The organism is Haloferax sp. Atlit-12N (assembly GCF_003383095.1).
In the GTDB taxonomy this organism is placed as follows: Archaea; Halobacteriota; Halobacteria; order Halobacteriales; family Haloferacaceae; genus Haloferax.
Genome location: NZ_PSYW01000004.1, coordinates 22,028 through 36,154, shown reverse-complemented (window position 1 = coordinate 36,154; position 14,127 = coordinate 22,028). Strand labels below are relative to the sequence as shown.

General features: G+C 67.8%; 15 protein-coding genes. 10 read left to right on the top strand and 5 right to left on the bottom strand.

What is annotated here, in order from left to right; all coding sequences use genetic code 11:
- Positions 1-27: 27 nt before the first annotated feature.
- On the bottom strand, positions 28-633 hold the full coding sequence (locus tag C5B90_RS16525) for a class I SAM-dependent methyltransferase (RefSeq protein ID WP_115883077.1): 606 nt from the start codon (positions 631-633) through the stop codon (positions 28-30).
- 145 nt (positions 634-778) lie between these two features.
- Between C5B90_RS16525 and C5B90_RS16520 the strand changes: the two genes are divergently transcribed.
- Entirely contained in the window at positions 779-1,213 is a 435-nt protein-coding gene (locus C5B90_RS16520) for a rhodanese-like domain-containing protein (RefSeq protein WP_115883076.1), read from the top strand.
- Here C5B90_RS16520 and C5B90_RS16515 read toward each other — a convergent pair.
- A complete protein-coding gene (locus tag C5B90_RS16515; protein WP_115883075.1) occupies positions 1,194-2,024 on the bottom strand; it encodes an alpha/beta fold hydrolase in 831 nt (276 codons plus the stop codon). The two genes, C5B90_RS16520 and C5B90_RS16515, sit on opposite strands and share 20 nt — an antisense overlap.
- Positions 2,025-2,134: 110 nt before the next feature.
- On the opposite strand from C5B90_RS16515, the gene C5B90_RS16510 reads away from it, so the two are divergent.
- A complete protein-coding gene (locus tag C5B90_RS16510; RefSeq protein ID WP_008093880.1) occupies positions 2,135-2,602 on the top strand; it encodes a peptidylprolyl isomerase in 468 nt (155 codons plus the stop codon).
- Positions 2,603-2,638: 36 nt separating this feature from the next.
- Here C5B90_RS16510 and C5B90_RS16505 read toward each other — a convergent pair whose 3' ends face one another.
- The 3 genes from C5B90_RS16505 to C5B90_RS16495 form a co-directional block, all read right to left on the bottom strand.
- Positions 2,639-3,415, bottom strand: a complete 777-nt coding sequence (locus tag C5B90_RS16505; protein WP_115883074.1) for a hypothetical protein — start codon at positions 3,413-3,415, stop codon at positions 2,639-2,641.
- Positions 3,416-3,499: 84 nt separating this feature from the next.
- Positions 3,500-4,639, bottom strand: a complete 1,140-nt coding sequence (locus C5B90_RS16500) for a hypothetical protein (RefSeq protein WP_115883073.1) — start codon at positions 4,637-4,639, stop codon at positions 3,500-3,502.
- A gap of 134 nt (positions 4,640-4,773) precedes the next feature.
- Entirely contained in the window at positions 4,774-5,454 is a 681-nt protein-coding gene (locus tag C5B90_RS16495) for a hypothetical protein (protein WP_115883072.1), read from the bottom strand.
- 126 nt (positions 5,455-5,580) lie between these two features.
- Here C5B90_RS16495 and C5B90_RS16490 point away from each other — a divergent pair, with 126 nt between their 5' ends.
- From C5B90_RS16490 to C5B90_RS16455, 8 genes are all read left to right on the top strand, one after another.
- Positions 5,581-6,453, top strand: coding sequence for a universal stress protein (locus C5B90_RS16490; protein WP_115883071.1), 873 nt, complete (start codon positions 5,581-5,583; stop codon positions 6,451-6,453).
- Between the two features lie 173 nt (positions 6,454-6,626).
- Positions 6,627-7,265 carry a helix-turn-helix domain-containing protein gene (locus C5B90_RS16485; RefSeq protein ID WP_004978354.1) on the top strand — a complete coding sequence of 213 codons (639 nt, stop codon included), beginning with the start codon at positions 6,627-6,629 and terminating at the stop codon, positions 7,263-7,265.
- A gap of 272 nt (positions 7,266-7,537) precedes the next feature.
- Positions 7,538-8,776, top strand: a complete 1,239-nt coding sequence (locus tag C5B90_RS16480; protein WP_115883282.1) for an ABC transporter substrate-binding protein — start codon at positions 7,538-7,540, stop codon at positions 8,774-8,776.
- Positions 8,773-9,702 (top strand): carbohydrate ABC transporter permease, encoded by a 930-nt coding sequence (locus tag C5B90_RS16475; protein ID WP_115883070.1) that lies wholly within the window; start codon positions 8,773-8,775, stop codon positions 9,700-9,702. The genes C5B90_RS16480 and C5B90_RS16475 overlap by 4 nt, the downstream gene beginning before the upstream one ends.
- 1 nt (position 9,703) lies before the next feature.
- Complete coding sequence (locus C5B90_RS16470; RefSeq protein WP_004040845.1) at positions 9,704-10,570, top strand: carbohydrate ABC transporter permease; 867 nt, start codon at positions 9,704-9,706, stop codon at positions 10,568-10,570.
- On the top strand, positions 10,570-11,721 hold the full coding sequence (locus tag C5B90_RS16465; protein ID WP_115883069.1) for an ABC transporter ATP-binding protein: 1,152 nt from the start codon (positions 10,570-10,572) through the stop codon (positions 11,719-11,721). Before C5B90_RS16470 ends, C5B90_RS16465 begins: the two co-directional genes overlap by 1 nt.
- Positions 11,718-12,995 carry a CaiB/BaiF CoA-transferase family protein gene (locus tag C5B90_RS16460; protein WP_115883068.1) on the top strand — a complete coding sequence of 426 codons (1,278 nt, stop codon included), beginning with the start codon at positions 11,718-11,720 and terminating at the stop codon, positions 12,993-12,995. Before C5B90_RS16465 ends, C5B90_RS16460 begins: the two co-directional genes overlap by 4 nt.
- On the top strand, positions 12,996-14,087 hold the full coding sequence (locus C5B90_RS16455; protein ID WP_115883067.1) for a LeuA family protein: 1,092 nt from the start codon (positions 12,996-12,998) through the stop codon (positions 14,085-14,087).
- Positions 14,088-14,127: the final 40 nt, after the last annotated feature.

Sequence of the window (14,127 nt, the reverse complement as noted above, 5' to 3'; positions counted from 1 at the left end):
AGACGTGAAGAGGGTTTCAACAGAGCCTTATTTCTCTATTCCTCTCTCCGGGTACGACTGCGCGCCACCCCTCGTGTTCCGCGCGATAATCGTCGCTGTCGCGGACCGCCGCTCGTCGCGCAGTTCGGTCGATTCGTCGTAGTAGACCACGGTGAGGTCGAGGCAGGCCCGGAGCAGTTCGTTGGAGTCGAAGCGGTATCTGTCGGTGCTCGGCCCGACCGTCGCCGGCGGGTCGGCTCGCAGGTGGTGCTGGTAGAACAGCACGCCGCCGGGTTTCAGCGCCGCCTTGATGTCAGCGAGGCGGTCCAGCGTCCGGAAGTAGCTGATGGTGACGAGGTCGTACGTCGACTCGGGAAAGTCGTGGGCCGTCGCGTCGGCCTGCATCGTCTCCACGCGGTCGGCGAACCCGCGGTCGGCGGCGCGTTCGTCGATAATACTGAGTCCCTCACCCGACTGGTCGAGCGCGTCGACCCGATAGCCGTTTTCAGCGAGAAAGAGCGTGTTGCGCCCGTTTCCGGCGGCCACGTCGAGGGCGCGACCGTCGGGAAGTTCGTCGAGGTACGCCCGAAGCACCGGCGACGGCTCGGGGTCGGTCGGGTACGTTCCGGTCCGGTAGCGCTCGTCCCACTCCATACGGGCGCTACGCGGACCGCCGTGTTCAAGCCACGGCGTCGTTCCCGGCGGACGGGACGGCGTCGAACGCTCACGCGGAACCGATGAGGGAGCGCCGGGGGCCGGAAGCACCAGCGCTTTCCGCGCCAGTGACGTGTGATGAGCCGTGCCTTCGATTCGCCCCGACGAACTCGACGCCCGCCTCGCCGACGGGGACGACCCCTTCGTCCTCGACATCCGCCCAGAGTCGAACTACCAGCGCGGCGCAATCGACGGGAGTCACGTGAGCGTCAGCGAACGTGACTACGTCGGAGAAGTGAGTGGAGCGAACAAACCCGACGGGAGTCACAACGTTCCCGTCTACGACGACCTCCGGTCGGGCGACGACGCCTCGCTTCGAGGTCGGCTGGACGAGATTCCGCGGGACCGCGACGTGGTCGTCGTCTGTAAGATGGGCATCGTCGCGAAGCGGGCGACGGGGCTCCTCCGCGAGGAGGGGTACGACGCGGCGACACTCGCGGGCGGCATGAGCGGGTGGAACGGCTACCAGCGCGGGTCGCTGGGCTACAAACTCCGGTCGCTCATCTGGCGACTGTTCTGAGGCCGTCGAGGAACTCCCGAAGGGCGTCCTCGAAGAACGCGGGGTTGTCGAGGTTCGACGCGTGGCCGGCGTCGGGAACCGCGCGGACCGCGACGGTCGGAATCCCGTCGCCGAACGCCGCAGCGTGCCTGCGCACGAACGGGAGTTCGTGCTCGCCGTACAGGACCAGCGTCGGGACGTCGATGTCGCCGAGGACGACCGACGAATCGGTGAACCGGCTGACCGCCCGAATCACTTTCGCGAACTCGTCGGTCGCCATCGGCGGGCCGCGGTCTCGGAGGCCCTCGATGTTCCCGTAGTCGCCGCCCGCGGCCGTTCCCGACAACCGCTCTTGGAACCAGACCATGACCTTCTCCACGCGCTCGTAGCCGACGAGTCGAACGAACGGAATCGTCAACCGCGGGACGACGAGTCGCTGGAACCGTTCGAGACGGTCGAAGACGACCGGGGAGAACGTGTCCGCGAGGACGAGCCCCGAGAGCCCGTCGGGATACCGCATCGCGTACGCCTGCGCCACACAGCCGCCGGTCGAGAGCCCGCAGACCACGGGCCTGTCGAGGCCTAACTCCGAGACGAGCGCGGCGAGGTCGTCGGCGAACAGTTCCATCGAGTACGTCGCCAAGTCGGACCCGCCGGTTCGGCCGTGTCCCCGAACGTCGTACGAGACGGTGGTGTAGTCGTCGCACAGCGCCACCATCTGTCGGTCCCACTGACCGTGGTCGAGAATCGCCCCGTGGACGAAGACCACCGGCGGCCCCTCGCCTCGCCGCTCGTAGTAGGTGTCGATACCGTTCGTTCGGGCGAACGCCATGCGACCTAGTGGCGCGCTGAGAGCATGAGCACGCGCCCCGATGTATCAGACTACTTATATTCTCGCCGCCAGTACGGTCACTTATCCGTCTCCGGCAGAGAGTAGGCGGTATGACGATAGAAACCGGCGACTCCGTTTCGCTCGAATACGTTGGAAAGCTCCCTGACGGCACGGTTTTCGACACGTCGCGGCAGGACGTGGCCGACGCCGAAGGGCTCTCCGAGGCGCAGGGCGACCGCGACTACGAACCGCTCGTGGTCGAAGTCGGCGCGGGGACCGTCATCGAGGGCCTCGACGAGGCGCTCGTCGGCATGTCCGTCGGCGACGAGGAAAGCATCGAAATTCCGCCGGAGAAGGCCTACGGCGAGCACGACGAAGACCTCATCCGCGAGCACGAGACCGAACAGCTCCGCGAAGTGCTGGGCGACGAGCCTGAGGAAGGGCTGTACGTCCAGACCCAGCAGGGCGGTCTCGGCGAAATCGTCCACGCCGACGACGACGTGGTCCGCATCGACTTCAACCACGAGCTCGCCGGCGAGACGCTCGTCTTCGACGTCGAAATCGTCGACGCGAACTAAGCCGTAGTCTCGCGGTTCGTTGCGGTTCTTCTCCCGCTATTCGCGCCACCAAGCGACGGCGTACATCACGCCGCCGACGAGAATCAGAACTGCGCCGACCCCAGCCACGCCGAGGCCGACGACGAACGCGGCCCCGAAGCCGAAGTCGTCGACGTGCCCGTAGACGGTGATACTGTGAAGCGTTCCATCCTTCTCCACGAGCGCCGGGAGGGGTTCCACGAAGGCGTCGTTCACCCGCAGGCGGTAGCCGAAGTCCTCATCCGAGGAGTTCCGGAGGATTCTATCGACCGTCTCCCTCTCCTCTGGTGAGAGGTCCTCATAGCGATACGCGCCTCGCTCGACGGTGGTGTTAGCGACGCGCTGGAGCGTGACGTTTCGGGCGGTGACGAGCGAGCCGTTTTCTTCCACGCTGAACCGGTAGTACTGCTCGCGCTCGCCGTAGGCGTCGTGGACGTACGTGTTGTTCCGCGCTATCGCGCGGAGGTCGGCTCTCGCGTCCGCCGCCGCGGTTCGGGCGGTGCCGTTCCGCATCGCCGCCTCCAGCGTCTCGCGGGTCTCGTTCGGCGCGCGGTACTCGCCGGCCGAGTACCGGTGGCTGACTTGGTGCACCGAAATCGAAACCGTCCGCCCGTGGCGACTCACGATAGTCTCGACGTCCGATTGGTTCGCGAGCGACACGGTCTCGGCTCGGTACGACTGCGAGGTTTGCGGCGGCGGCGACGTCGCCTCCGCGAGCGCCGGCAGGTACACCGGCGCGGGGAGACAGACGAGACCGACCACCGCGAGGAGGAGGGCGAGTTTCCGGAGACGCATCGTCGGTTGTTCCGCCGAGCGCGGTAAGTGTCTTCTGCCGCTGTCTCGCCTCCCGGTTTCATCGTCGCGGTCGCCGGGCGACGCTCAGTCGTCCAGTCGCGGGTGGGCGTCGAGGCAGTCTCGAACCCGCTCGCGCTCCTCGCGGGCCGAGGCCAACTCGTCGGCCACGACGCCCCGCCGGAGGCGGTCACGCTGGTCTTCCGTGAGTTCCGCACGCGCGACCGCAGCGGTGCGGAGGTGATCGTACGACTCGTCGTACGTCAGTTCGTGGACCTCGCGGGCCCGCGCGACCGCCTCGTCGCCGGCGAACCGACTCACGACGGCGACGAGTTCTTTGGTCCGCCAGCGGAGCTCCGAGGCGGGCTCCGGCGGCCACGACACGGTCAGCGGGTCGGCGTCGAGCGTCTCCAGAAACCGCTTGTTCGTCCCGACGGCCGCGGAGAACTGTTTGGGGTCGTCCACGTAGTGGTCGAGTTTCGACCGCGAGTAGCCGGCGTACTCGACGAGCGTGGGAATCGGCTCGTCGCCGATGGCGGCGGTTTCGAGGTACTCGCGGAGTCGCTCGGGAGGACTGGGCGTCTCGACGAGCGGATAGGACTCCGCGGCCGCCAGCCACGCGAGCACCTCGCGGGCGGGCGACTCGGCGCGGAACCGGTCGAACGCCTCGGTCACGGCGTCGTCGTACCGCTCGATGGGGTCGCGAAGCTCGTCCACCGGCGCGTCGATGTCGACCTCACCGAGTCGCTCTACGCGTTCGAGGCGCTCGATTCGCGCGTCGAGTTCGTCCGCGCGCTCCTGCACCCGGCGACGGGCGCTCCGGTAGTCCTCTCTCGCCTCGTCCAGTTCGTCGAGGAGCGCCGCCTCCTCGCGGGCGGGGTCCAACTCGCGTCTGGCCTGCTCGAAGTCCGACGCCGACAGCGACGACGTGATGCCGGTGGTGAGCGAGTCGTTGGCGTCGATGAAGGCGTCGCTGTGGCGCACGTCCGCGGGGACTTCCTCGAGTCGGTTCGACAGCGCCTCGCGGAACGCGACGTAGCCTTCGAGGTCGTCGGTCGCCCGCTCTTCGAACCGGTCGAGAATCCCCATCACGTCGCCGACGGCTGACGCGAGCGTCTGAAGCTCTTCGCGGCCGATTTCGTCGACCGCCTCGCGCCGGTCGCTGAGGGTGTCGGCCGCCGTGCGGAGCGCCGCTACGGGGTCGTCGGCGAGCGCGGCGTCAGTCACGCCGCGGCACCTCGGGAGGGCGGCCCGTTCGCGGAATCGGTGTCATGCCCGACGAGTCGGTGCGCGAGGGTTGAAAACTTGATGACCGAGGAAGACGGCGGGCGGTCGGTCGAAGTCGGCCGAAGTCGGCCGAGTCAGCGCCGGTCCCGGCCGGTCGACACATCGAACGCGGCGGCGACTGCGACCGCGAGCACGCAGAGCCCGACCGACGGCGACAGGGAGAACAGGTCGACCATCCCGGGGAACGTGGCGACGACGAGGAGCGAGACGGCGTAGTAGGCTCCGGCGGCTGCAGCCGACGCGCGGGTTGGCGCGGCGCGCAGTCGGGGGAGCACGAGCATCGCACAGAGCGCGACGCCGCCGGCGACGACGGCCGAACCGGAGAGCCCCGCTCCGGCGAGGTCGGCACGGGCACCGAGGAACGTCCCGAGGCCAAGCGTCGCGTTCAGATAGGCCGCTCGGCGGAGGAGAAAGCCGTACCCCGCGTCGGGGCCGAGACCGATTTCGTTGTCCTCGATGCGGTGCCACGGCGCGCCGACGGAGACGGCGTCCATGCGGAGCGCGCCGATGGCGAGGCAGGCGACCGCCAGCGAGACGACGGCCGCGGTCGTGACCGCCACCGGGGTCGAGACGGTCATGAAGGCGACCCAGAGCATCGGCAGCGCGAGGAGGAGGTGCTGTCCGAGCCCGAAGTAGACCGTCGCGTCGAGCCACGCGTCGACGCCGGTCTCGTCGTCGTCACGTCGTTGGCGTCGTTGTCGCCGCTGCCGCGTCCGCGTTTCGCCGCCCGGCGGTGACTCGTCTGTCGGTGCCATGACCGTTCGGTTGTGACTGCTGTCTGATAACTGTGTGGCGCGCCGAGGTCCGTGACGCCGGGGGCGGGCTGTCCGCGGTCGCTGTCCGGCGAAAGGACTTACCGGCGACCGGGTGTATGACAAGCCATGTACGAGCGCATCCTCCTGCCCGTCGACGAGAGCACGTCGTCGAGCGCGGTCCTTCACCACGCCAGCGAACTCGCCCACTGGGACGACGCGGAGATACGACTGCTCTTCGTCGCCGACACGACCCGCGACAGCGTCACCGTGGTCGGGAACGACGTGGTCGACGCGCTCGAACGCGAGGGCGAGGCCGTCGTCGAGGAGGCGGCGGAGACGCTCCAGAACCTCGGCGTCGATTACTCGACGGACGTGGTGCAGGGCAACCCCGCGCCCACCATCGTCGAGTACGCCGAGGAGTACGACTACGACCTCGTCGTGATGCCGACCCGCGGGCGCAAAGGCATCTCCCGACAGCTCCGCGGGAGCGTCACGGAGAAGGTCGTCCGCCTGTCGGACCGGCCGGTTCTCACCGCCCGCATGAAGCCCGACGAGGAGCTGACGTTCCCCTACGAGCGCATCCTCATCCCGACCGACGGGAGCCGCTCCGCGAAACGAGCGACGAGCCACTGCCTCGAACTCGCCGCCGAACTCGACGCGACGGTCCACGTGCTGTCGGTCGTGGACGATTCGGCGCTCGGCTTCGACGTTCGGTCGATGCTCTCCGGCGAGGAGAGCGAGCGCGGGGCGAACGAGGCGATTTCGAAGGTCGTCGAGGAGGCGAACGAACACGGCGTCACGAAACTCGCCGAGACCATCGAACACGGCTCGCCGAGCGAGGCGATTCGGGAGTACGTCGAGGGCAACGACATCCACGCCGTCGTCATGGGGACGACCGGGCGGAGCGGCGTCGACCGAATCCTCCTCGGGAGCGTCGCCGAGCAGACGGTCCGGAGCGCCCCGGTACCCGTCATCACGGTGTCGCCCGGCGAGGAGTAACTGGGTCGAACTGGCGGCCGCGGACCGCCCAACGTGATCGGGCAGCCCGCCGCCTGCCGCCCGCCTCGGGATACAGCTATTACCCACGGGCGACGTATCGGCGCAGTAGCCGTGGTCGAACAGGACCGTCTCGGACGCCCGTCCAGCCCCGACAGCCGGAGGTCTCGATAGCGATGCTTCGCGCGACCATCCTCCTCGAACTGAACGAGGACTACGTGCTGTCGCACGTGAGCGACCTCGTCGACGGGCCGGTCGTCGTGACGAACTGCGAGGTGCTCGGCGAGACGGACATCCGCTTCGTCGTCGACGCCGGAGAACACCGCGACGAGATGGCGGAACGACTCGCCGCCAGCGAGGTCGTCCGCGACCTCGAACTCGTCGGCGACGACCAACTGCTCATCACCAAGCGGTCGTCCGGCGCGCTCCCCGTCATCCGAGAGAACCACGGGATGCTCCAGCGGATGAGCCAGTTCTACGGTCGCTCGCGCGTCTTCGACGTGGTCGTGTTCCGACGGGCGGACCTCAAGGCCATCATCTCGGGGCTCCGGTCGCTCGGCACCGTCGAACTCCGGCGGCTGAAACCCTTCGTCGGCCCCTCGACGCGGCTCTCGAAGCGGCAGGCCGAGGTCGTCGGCTACGCGCTCGAACGCGGCTACTACGACTGGCCGCGGGGCGTCACGGTCGAGGAAATCGCGGCGGCGTTCGAGGTGAGCAGGCCGACCGTGTTGGAACACCTCCGCCGGGCCGAAAAGAAACTCCTCAGCGACGCGCTCGCCGACGCGACGACGCCCGCGAACCCCGACAGCACATAGCCCCCGACTCCTCTCGACTCCCCCTGATTCGGCTCCTCACGCGCCGCGAGTCGGGTTTTAAGCGCCTAGTACACCTGAAACGCGTCATCATATCCGGCGGTCCCGATATAAAGAGCCAACAGGGGTAGGCACTACTCCCGTGGCCTCTAGCAGTGTACGTATTGTTTGCAATTACCATGATAAATGGGAATCACTCTCGTGGTGGTGACGGGCGGAAAACGCGCGGGTCGTCGCGGCGGACGTTCCTCGCGGCAGTCGGCAGCGCGGCGGCGGTGACGACGGCTGGTTGTCTGGGCGGCGGCGGTGGCAGCGGCTCCAACGAGCCGATTCGATACCTCTCGGACCGCGGCGACTCGAAGGACGTGATGGACGAAATCATCGCCGAGTTCGAGGAGGAGACCGACCACACGGTCGAGATGATTTACACGGCGAAGGGGACATCTTCGGACGCCGAGATGCAGAAGATGGTCGCCGCGGGCAACCCGCCGGACCTGCTTTTCGACACCTCGACGGACGCGTATCGACTTCAGCGCGACGGCGTCCTCGCGCCGGTCACGGGGGCCGTCCAAGATAACGACCTGCCCGACCCGGTCAGCGTCGGCGGCGAGTCGTACTTCGCGGCCGCGATGGTCGAACCGCTCATGGGCTGGTACCGAAACGACGTGTACTCCGAGATGCCCGCGTCGTGGAGCGAGTGGGTCGAGGCCGCCGGCGAGGTGTCGGCCAACGAGTCGATGGAGGGCTACGTCATCCAGTCGGGTCAGACGAACAACGCCGACACCCAGATGACGCAGTACCTCTGGCAGAACGACGTGGAGGTTTACGGCGGCCCCTCCGACGGCATCGAGGTCAGACTCGACAACGACGACAACCGACAGGCGGCCGTCGAGACGTTCGAGTGGGTCCAGTCGATGGCCGAGCACTCGCCGAACGGCTCTGGGTGGGCGTGGGGCGACGCCATCGGCGCGCTCCAACAGGAGAACGCCGCGGCCATCGCCAGCGTCGGCGGCCTCCCCATCCTCACGATTCAGGCCAACCGCCCCGACCTCGTCGAGAACCTCAGTCCGATGCCGTTCCCCGTGCCGAGCGGGGCGGCGCAGGACAAGTGGTGGGCGTACATGGAGGGCCACCTCGTCCGCAACGACGGCCAGAACACCGAGGGTGCACAGGCGTTCGTGGACTTCTTCACGAGTTCGTCGCGCTTCTTCGACTTCGTGCTCTCCGCGCCGCTGTTCCAGTTCCCGCCGACGCGGGAGCAACTCGACGCGCCCGAGGTGACCGAAAACGAGGTCATCCAGCAGCACCCCGACGTGATGAACCTCGTCCGCGACAACTGGGACGCCTTTACGAGCGTCCTCGCCACCGGCGACGACGGCGCGCCGAACATCGTCGCGGCCGACGCCTACAGCGAACAGCTCTTCGGGCAGGCGGCTGACCAGCTTCTCGTTGGCGGGCTCACGCCCGACGAGACGGTCGACTGGCTGGCCGAGCAACTCCGCGGGTTGCAATGAGTACGGCCCTCAAATCGCGGTTGGCGGCCGCCGGGTCGGCCATCCGAGAGCGCGACGTGGACGGCACGACGCTCCTGTTGGCGGCGTGTTTCGTCCCGATGCTCGCGTTCTTCGTCGTGGTCTGGGTCATCCCAATCGTCTACGCGCTCGGGATGAGCCTGTTCGCGTCGCCGGTGCGGAACCCCGAGTTCGTCGGCCTCGGCAACTACGCTGCACTCCTCGGCGATGGCGCGTTCTGGGGCTTCCTCTGGAACAGCGTCGTCTACGCGGTAGCGACGACGGGGTTGAGCCTCATTATAGGGCTGGGACTCGCGCTCGTCATCAACCAGCGCATCCGCGGCGGCGACGCCCTGCGGACGCTGATGATCTTCCCGTACCTCCTGCCGACGCTCGTTGTCATCTTCATGTGGAAGTTCATCCTCGACCCCAACATCGGGATTCTGAACCAGTTCCTCGTCGACGCCGGGCTCATCGACAAGCCGATAGCGTTCTTTTCGACCCTGGAGTTCGCCATGCCGGCGGTCGTCGTCACGAGCGTCTGGAAGTTCGCCAGTTTCGCCTTCTTCATCCTGCTCGCCCGCCTGCAGGCCATCGACCCCGACCTCTACGAGCGGGCGCGGGTCGAGGGCGCGACGACGTGGCAAGCGTTCCGCGACATCACCTTCCCGCACCTCCGCGGCGCGATTCTCATCATCCTCCTCGTCAGGGGCATCTGGATGTTCAACAAGTTCGACATCATCTACCTCTCGACTCGCGGCGGCCCGCTCCAGCAGACGACGACGCTCCCGATTCGCGTCTACCAACTCGCGTTCAGCGAGGTGAACTTCGGCATGGCGACGGCGCTCGCCGGCGTCATGTTCTTCCTCCTCGCCGGCGTCGCGGTGGTCTACTTCCGGGCGTTCGCCCCCGAAAAGGAGGTGGCGTGAGATGGCGACATCTTCCGGTCGCGGCCTCGTCTCCCACGACACCCAGAAACGCCTCCAGCGAATCGCCGTCTACCTGACGGCGCTTCTCATCTCGGTGTTCACCATCATCCCGGTGTACGTGATGGTGGTCATCGCCATCCAGTCACCGGCGACGACGTTCGCCGGCGGGCGGGTGAACCTGCTTCCCACCGAGCCGTCGCTCCGGAACTTCCTCGTGCTTCTCGGGTCGACCGACACGGTCCGGTACTTCGTCAACAGCCTCGTCGTCACCCTCGGGTCGACCGTCCTCTCGACGACTATCGCGGTCGCGGCGGGCTACGGCCTGACGCGCTTCGACTTCACCGGGAAGTCGCTGGCGGCGCGGGCGGTGCTGTTCTCGTACATGTTCAGCCCCATCGTCCTCGCCATCCCGCTGTACGTCGTCTTCTCGACGCTCGGCCTGCTGAACAGCCACTTCGCGCTCACCCTCGCGCTGACGGCCATCTCCGCGCCGTTCTGCATCTGGCTGATGTGGCAGTACTTCCAGACCGTCCCCATCGCGCTCGAAGAGTCCGCGTGGGTCCGCGGCGCGAGTCGCTGGCGCACCGTCAGAGACGTGGTCCTACCGGTCGCCCGACCCGGCTACATCTCCGCGGCCATCTTCGCGTTCGCCGTCGCGTGGAACGACTTCACCATGGCACGCGTCGTGATGAGCCGCGACGAGATGTACACCATCACCGTCGGCGCGTCGCTGTTCTTGGACCGCGTCAGCATCGGCTGGGGCGAGACGATGGCCGTCTCGCTTCTCATCTCGATTCCGCCGTTCCTCATCGCACTGTTCCTGCAACGATACCTCCTCCAGGGCTTCAGCGTTGGAGGCCTCGAATAATGGCAACCAGCATCCACCTCGACACCGTCAGAAAGGAGTTTCGCACCCTCGGAAACACGCACGTCGCCGTCGACGACCTTAGCCTCGACATCCCCGAAGGCTCGTTTACGACCTTCGTCGGCCCCTCGGGCTGCGGGAAGACGACGACACTACGCATGTTGGCCGGGCTGGAGACGCCCACCTCGGGCACCGTCTCGTTCGGTGACGAGGACGTGACCGACCTCCCGCCGCAGGAGCGCAACGTCTCGATGGTGTTCCAGTCCATCGCGCTCTACCCGCACATGTCCGTCCGCGAGAACATCGGCTACGGCCTGAAGATTCACGGCGTCCCGAAGGCAGAACGCGACGAGCGCATCGACGAGGCCGCCGAAGTCCTCCAAATCGAGGCGCAGTTGGAGAAGATGCCCGCCGAGCTCTCCGGCGGGCAACAACAGCGCGTCGCCCTCGGCGGCGCGTTCGTGCAGGACCCCGACGTGCTGCTTCTGGACGAGCCGATGTCCGACCTCGACGCGAAGCTCAAGTCTGACCTCCGCGTCGAGATTCAGCGACTCCACCAAGAACTCGACACGACCGTCGTCTACGTCACCCACGACCAGACCGAGGCGATGACGATGAGCGACCAGGTGGTCCTCCTGCGCGACGGCGAACTCGCGCAGGTCGACCCGCCGAAACAGCTGTTCGACTACCCGAACTCGGAGTACGTCGCGCAGTTCATCGGCATGCCCTCGACCAACGTCGTCGACTGCGCGGTGGAGGCGAGAGATAGCGGGACCGCGCTCGTCGGCCCCGGGTTCGAGCTTTCGCTCCCGGCCGGCGTCGAGGCCCCGACCAGCGATCGCGTCAGACTCGGCATCAGGCCGCAGTATCTCGACGTGGGCTCCGACGGGGCGTGTCGGCTCTCGGTCGACGTGGAGGTCGTCGAGACGCTCGGGACCGAGTCCGTGGTCCACGGCCGCCTCGAAGACGGCACTCCCTTCGACGTGGTGAGCGACGCCGTCGACGACGCGGTCGCGGGCGACCGACTCGACGTGTCGTTCGACCTCGCCGACGCGTTCGTCTTCGGCGAGGACGGCGAGACGATACTCTTCGGGTCTGAACGCGCCAGCGAGCGCTCGTCGTCGCCCGCGGGGGCGGGGGGCGTCACTCCATGAGCGGCGACAGCGCCGACAGCGCCGAGCGCGCCAAGAGCGCCGAAAGTACCGAGACTGCCGCGGACGCGACCGGCTCTGCGACCGCGTCGGCGTCGTCCGGGCTCCCGCTCGACGGCGTGCGCGTCCTCGAACTCGGCCACATCATCGCCGGGCCGTTCTGCTCGATGCTCCTCGCCGACCTCGGCGCGGACGTCATCAAAGTCGAACACCCGAAGGGCGGCGACCTCATCCGCGGGTCGTCGCCGGTCGGAAACAGCTCGTTCAACTACGTCAACCGGGACAAGCGGAGCCTCACGCTCGACCTCAAGTCCGACGCGGCGCTCGACGCGTTCTTCGACCTGCTCGACGAGACCGACGTGGTCGTCGAGAACTACGCGCCGGGGACCGCAGAGCGACTCGGCATCGGCTACGAGCAGTTGCGAGAGACGCATCCGGGCCTCGTCTACTGCTCCATCAAGGGGTTCAACCCCGGTCCCTACGAGTCGTACCCCGCGCTCGACCCCATCGCGGAGGCGCTGTCGGGGCTGATGAGCGTCACCGGCCACGAGGGGATGCCCCCGGTCCGGTCGGGCACGAGCATCGCCGACATGGCGGCGTCGTTCTACGGCGCGATAGCGGTCCTCGGGGCGCTCTACCGCCGCGACCGGACCGGCGAGGGGTCGAAGGTGACCGCGCCGCTGTTCGAGTCCACCGTCTCGATGATGGGCTACTGGCTCGCGTACACCGAGGCCTACGACGACGTGCCGGGGCCGATGGGCGCGTCGCACCCCAACTGGGCACCCTACGACGTGTTCGAGACGGCCGACGACGAGTGGGTGTTCATCGGCCCCTCCGGCGAGCGCCAGTGGACCGCGCTCTGCGAGGCGCTCGGTCTCGACCTCCACGAGGACGACCGGTTCGACACGCTCCCGGACCGCCGGGAGAACCTCGACGAACTCATGGACCTGCTCCGCGCCGAATGTGAGACGCTCCCCGCGGCCGACCTCGTCGCCGGCCTGCGCGAGGTCGGCGTCCCCGTCGCCAAGGTGAACTCGATGGACGAGGTCGCGGCGGACCCGCACCTGCGGGCGACCGACTTCTTCACCGAGGTCGAGACCGCCGAGGGAACGTCGCGGTCGGTCAGCGTCCCGCGGTTCCCCGTCGTCGCCAGCGGCTTCGACCGCCCCGAATCGACCGACCCGCCGAAGCTCGGCGAGCACACCGAGGCCATCCTCTCGTCGCTCGGCTACGACGACGCCGACATCGACGCGCTCCGGCGCGCGGGAGGGGTCTGAATGGCCGCCTCGGAGCCGGTCCTCCTCGACGTGACCTGCCGCGAGGGCGAACAGCGACCCGGCGCGTCATACACGACGGAGCAGAAGGTCGCAGCCGTGCGCGCGCTTTCCGACCTCGGTGTCGACTACGTGCAGGTCGGCTTCCCCATCGCGGGCGAACAGACCGGAGCGGTCTGCGACGCCGTCGACGTGGAGACGAAGCTGACGGGCATCGCCCGGGCCGTTCCGAAAGACGTCGAGGCCGCGGTCGACGCCGGCGTCGACGTCATCGACGTGTTCGCGCCGACCAGTGAGCGACAGCGGACCGAACTGCTCGGCAAAGACGAGGACGAACTGCGCTCGCTCGTCGGTGAGACGGTCGATTCTGCGACCGAGACCGGACTCGAAGTCCACTTCACCGCGATGGACGGCTTCCGGACCGACCCCGCGTTCCTCGACGACCTGTTCGACTCGATAGACGCGACGTACCTCACTATCGCGGACACCGTGGGCTCGAAGACGCCGTTCGAGGTGTCGTCGTTCCTCCACGACCTCGACACCGACCCGACCCGCCTCGGCGTCCACTTCCACGACGACCTCGGCGTCGCGACCGCTAACGCGCTCACCGCGGTCGCCCACGACGTGCAGAAGGTGGACGTGTCGGTCGGCGGTATCGGCGAGCGCGCCGGCAACGTCCCCGTCGAGGAGTTCGTCGTCGCGGCCGAGACGAGCCGCGCCGTGAACCGCCCCGCGCTCGACCCCTCGACGCTCATCCCTCGGGCGAACGACGTGTTGACGGCGCTCGGCGAGTCGGTGCCGGCGGAGAAATCGGTGCTCGGCGCGGACGTGTTCTCCCACGAGTCCGGGCTCCACACGGCGGCGATGCTGGACGATCCGGCGACGTTCGAGCCGTTCGACCCGGTCGTCTTCGGCGGGTCGCGGACGCTCTACTTCGGTCCGCAGAGCGGGACCGGCGCGGCCCGACGGCTCTTGGCGCGCGTCGGCGACGACGACCCCGGCGAGGCGCGGGTCGCGGCGCTCGTCGAGACGCTCCGGTCGCTGGACGAACCGGTGCCGACCGACGAGGCGCTGGACATCGCTCGGCGGCTCTGAATCGGCGCTGTCTCAGCGCTCAGTCGGCGTTGAGCCGGAA

Bases quoted from the DNA above. Each gene is read 5' to 3' on its own strand.
- C5B90_RS16525 (WP_115883077.1), bottom strand. From the start codon at position 633: ATGGAGTGGGACGAGCGCTACCGGACCGGAACGTACCCGACCGACCCC.
- C5B90_RS16515 (WP_115883075.1), bottom strand. From the start codon at position 2,024: ATGGCGTTCGCCCGAACGAACGGTATCGACACCTACTACGAGCGGCGA.
- C5B90_RS16510 (WP_008093880.1), top strand. From the start codon at position 2,135: ATGACGATAGAAACCGGCGACTCCGTTTCGCTCGAATACGTTGGAAAG.
- C5B90_RS16505 (WP_115883074.1), bottom strand. From the start codon at position 3,415: ATGCGTCTCCGGAAACTCGCCCTCCTCCTCGCGGTGGTCGGTCTCGTC.
- C5B90_RS16495 (WP_115883072.1), bottom strand. From the start codon at position 5,454: ATGGCACCGACAGACGAGTCACCGCCGGGCGGCGAAACGCGGACGCGG.
- C5B90_RS16490 (WP_115883071.1), top strand. From the start codon at position 5,581: ATGTACGAGCGCATCCTCCTGCCCGTCGACGAGAGCACGTCGTCGAGC.
- C5B90_RS16485 (WP_004978354.1), top strand. From the start codon at position 6,627: ATGCTTCGCGCGACCATCCTCCTCGAACTGAACGAGGACTACGTGCTG.
- C5B90_RS16475 (WP_115883070.1), top strand. From the start codon at position 8,773: ATGAGTACGGCCCTCAAATCGCGGTTGGCGGCCGCCGGGTCGGCCATC.
- C5B90_RS16470 (WP_004040845.1), top strand. From the start codon at position 9,704: ATGGCGACATCTTCCGGTCGCGGCCTCGTCTCCCACGACACCCAGAAA.
- C5B90_RS16465 (WP_115883069.1), top strand. From the start codon at position 10,570: ATGGCAACCAGCATCCACCTCGACACCGTCAGAAAGGAGTTTCGCACC.
- C5B90_RS16460 (WP_115883068.1), top strand. From the start codon at position 11,718: ATGAGCGGCGACAGCGCCGACAGCGCCGAGCGCGCCAAGAGCGCCGAA.
- C5B90_RS16455 (WP_115883067.1), top strand. From the start codon at position 12,996: ATGGCCGCCTCGGAGCCGGTCCTCCTCGACGTGACCTGCCGCGAGGGC.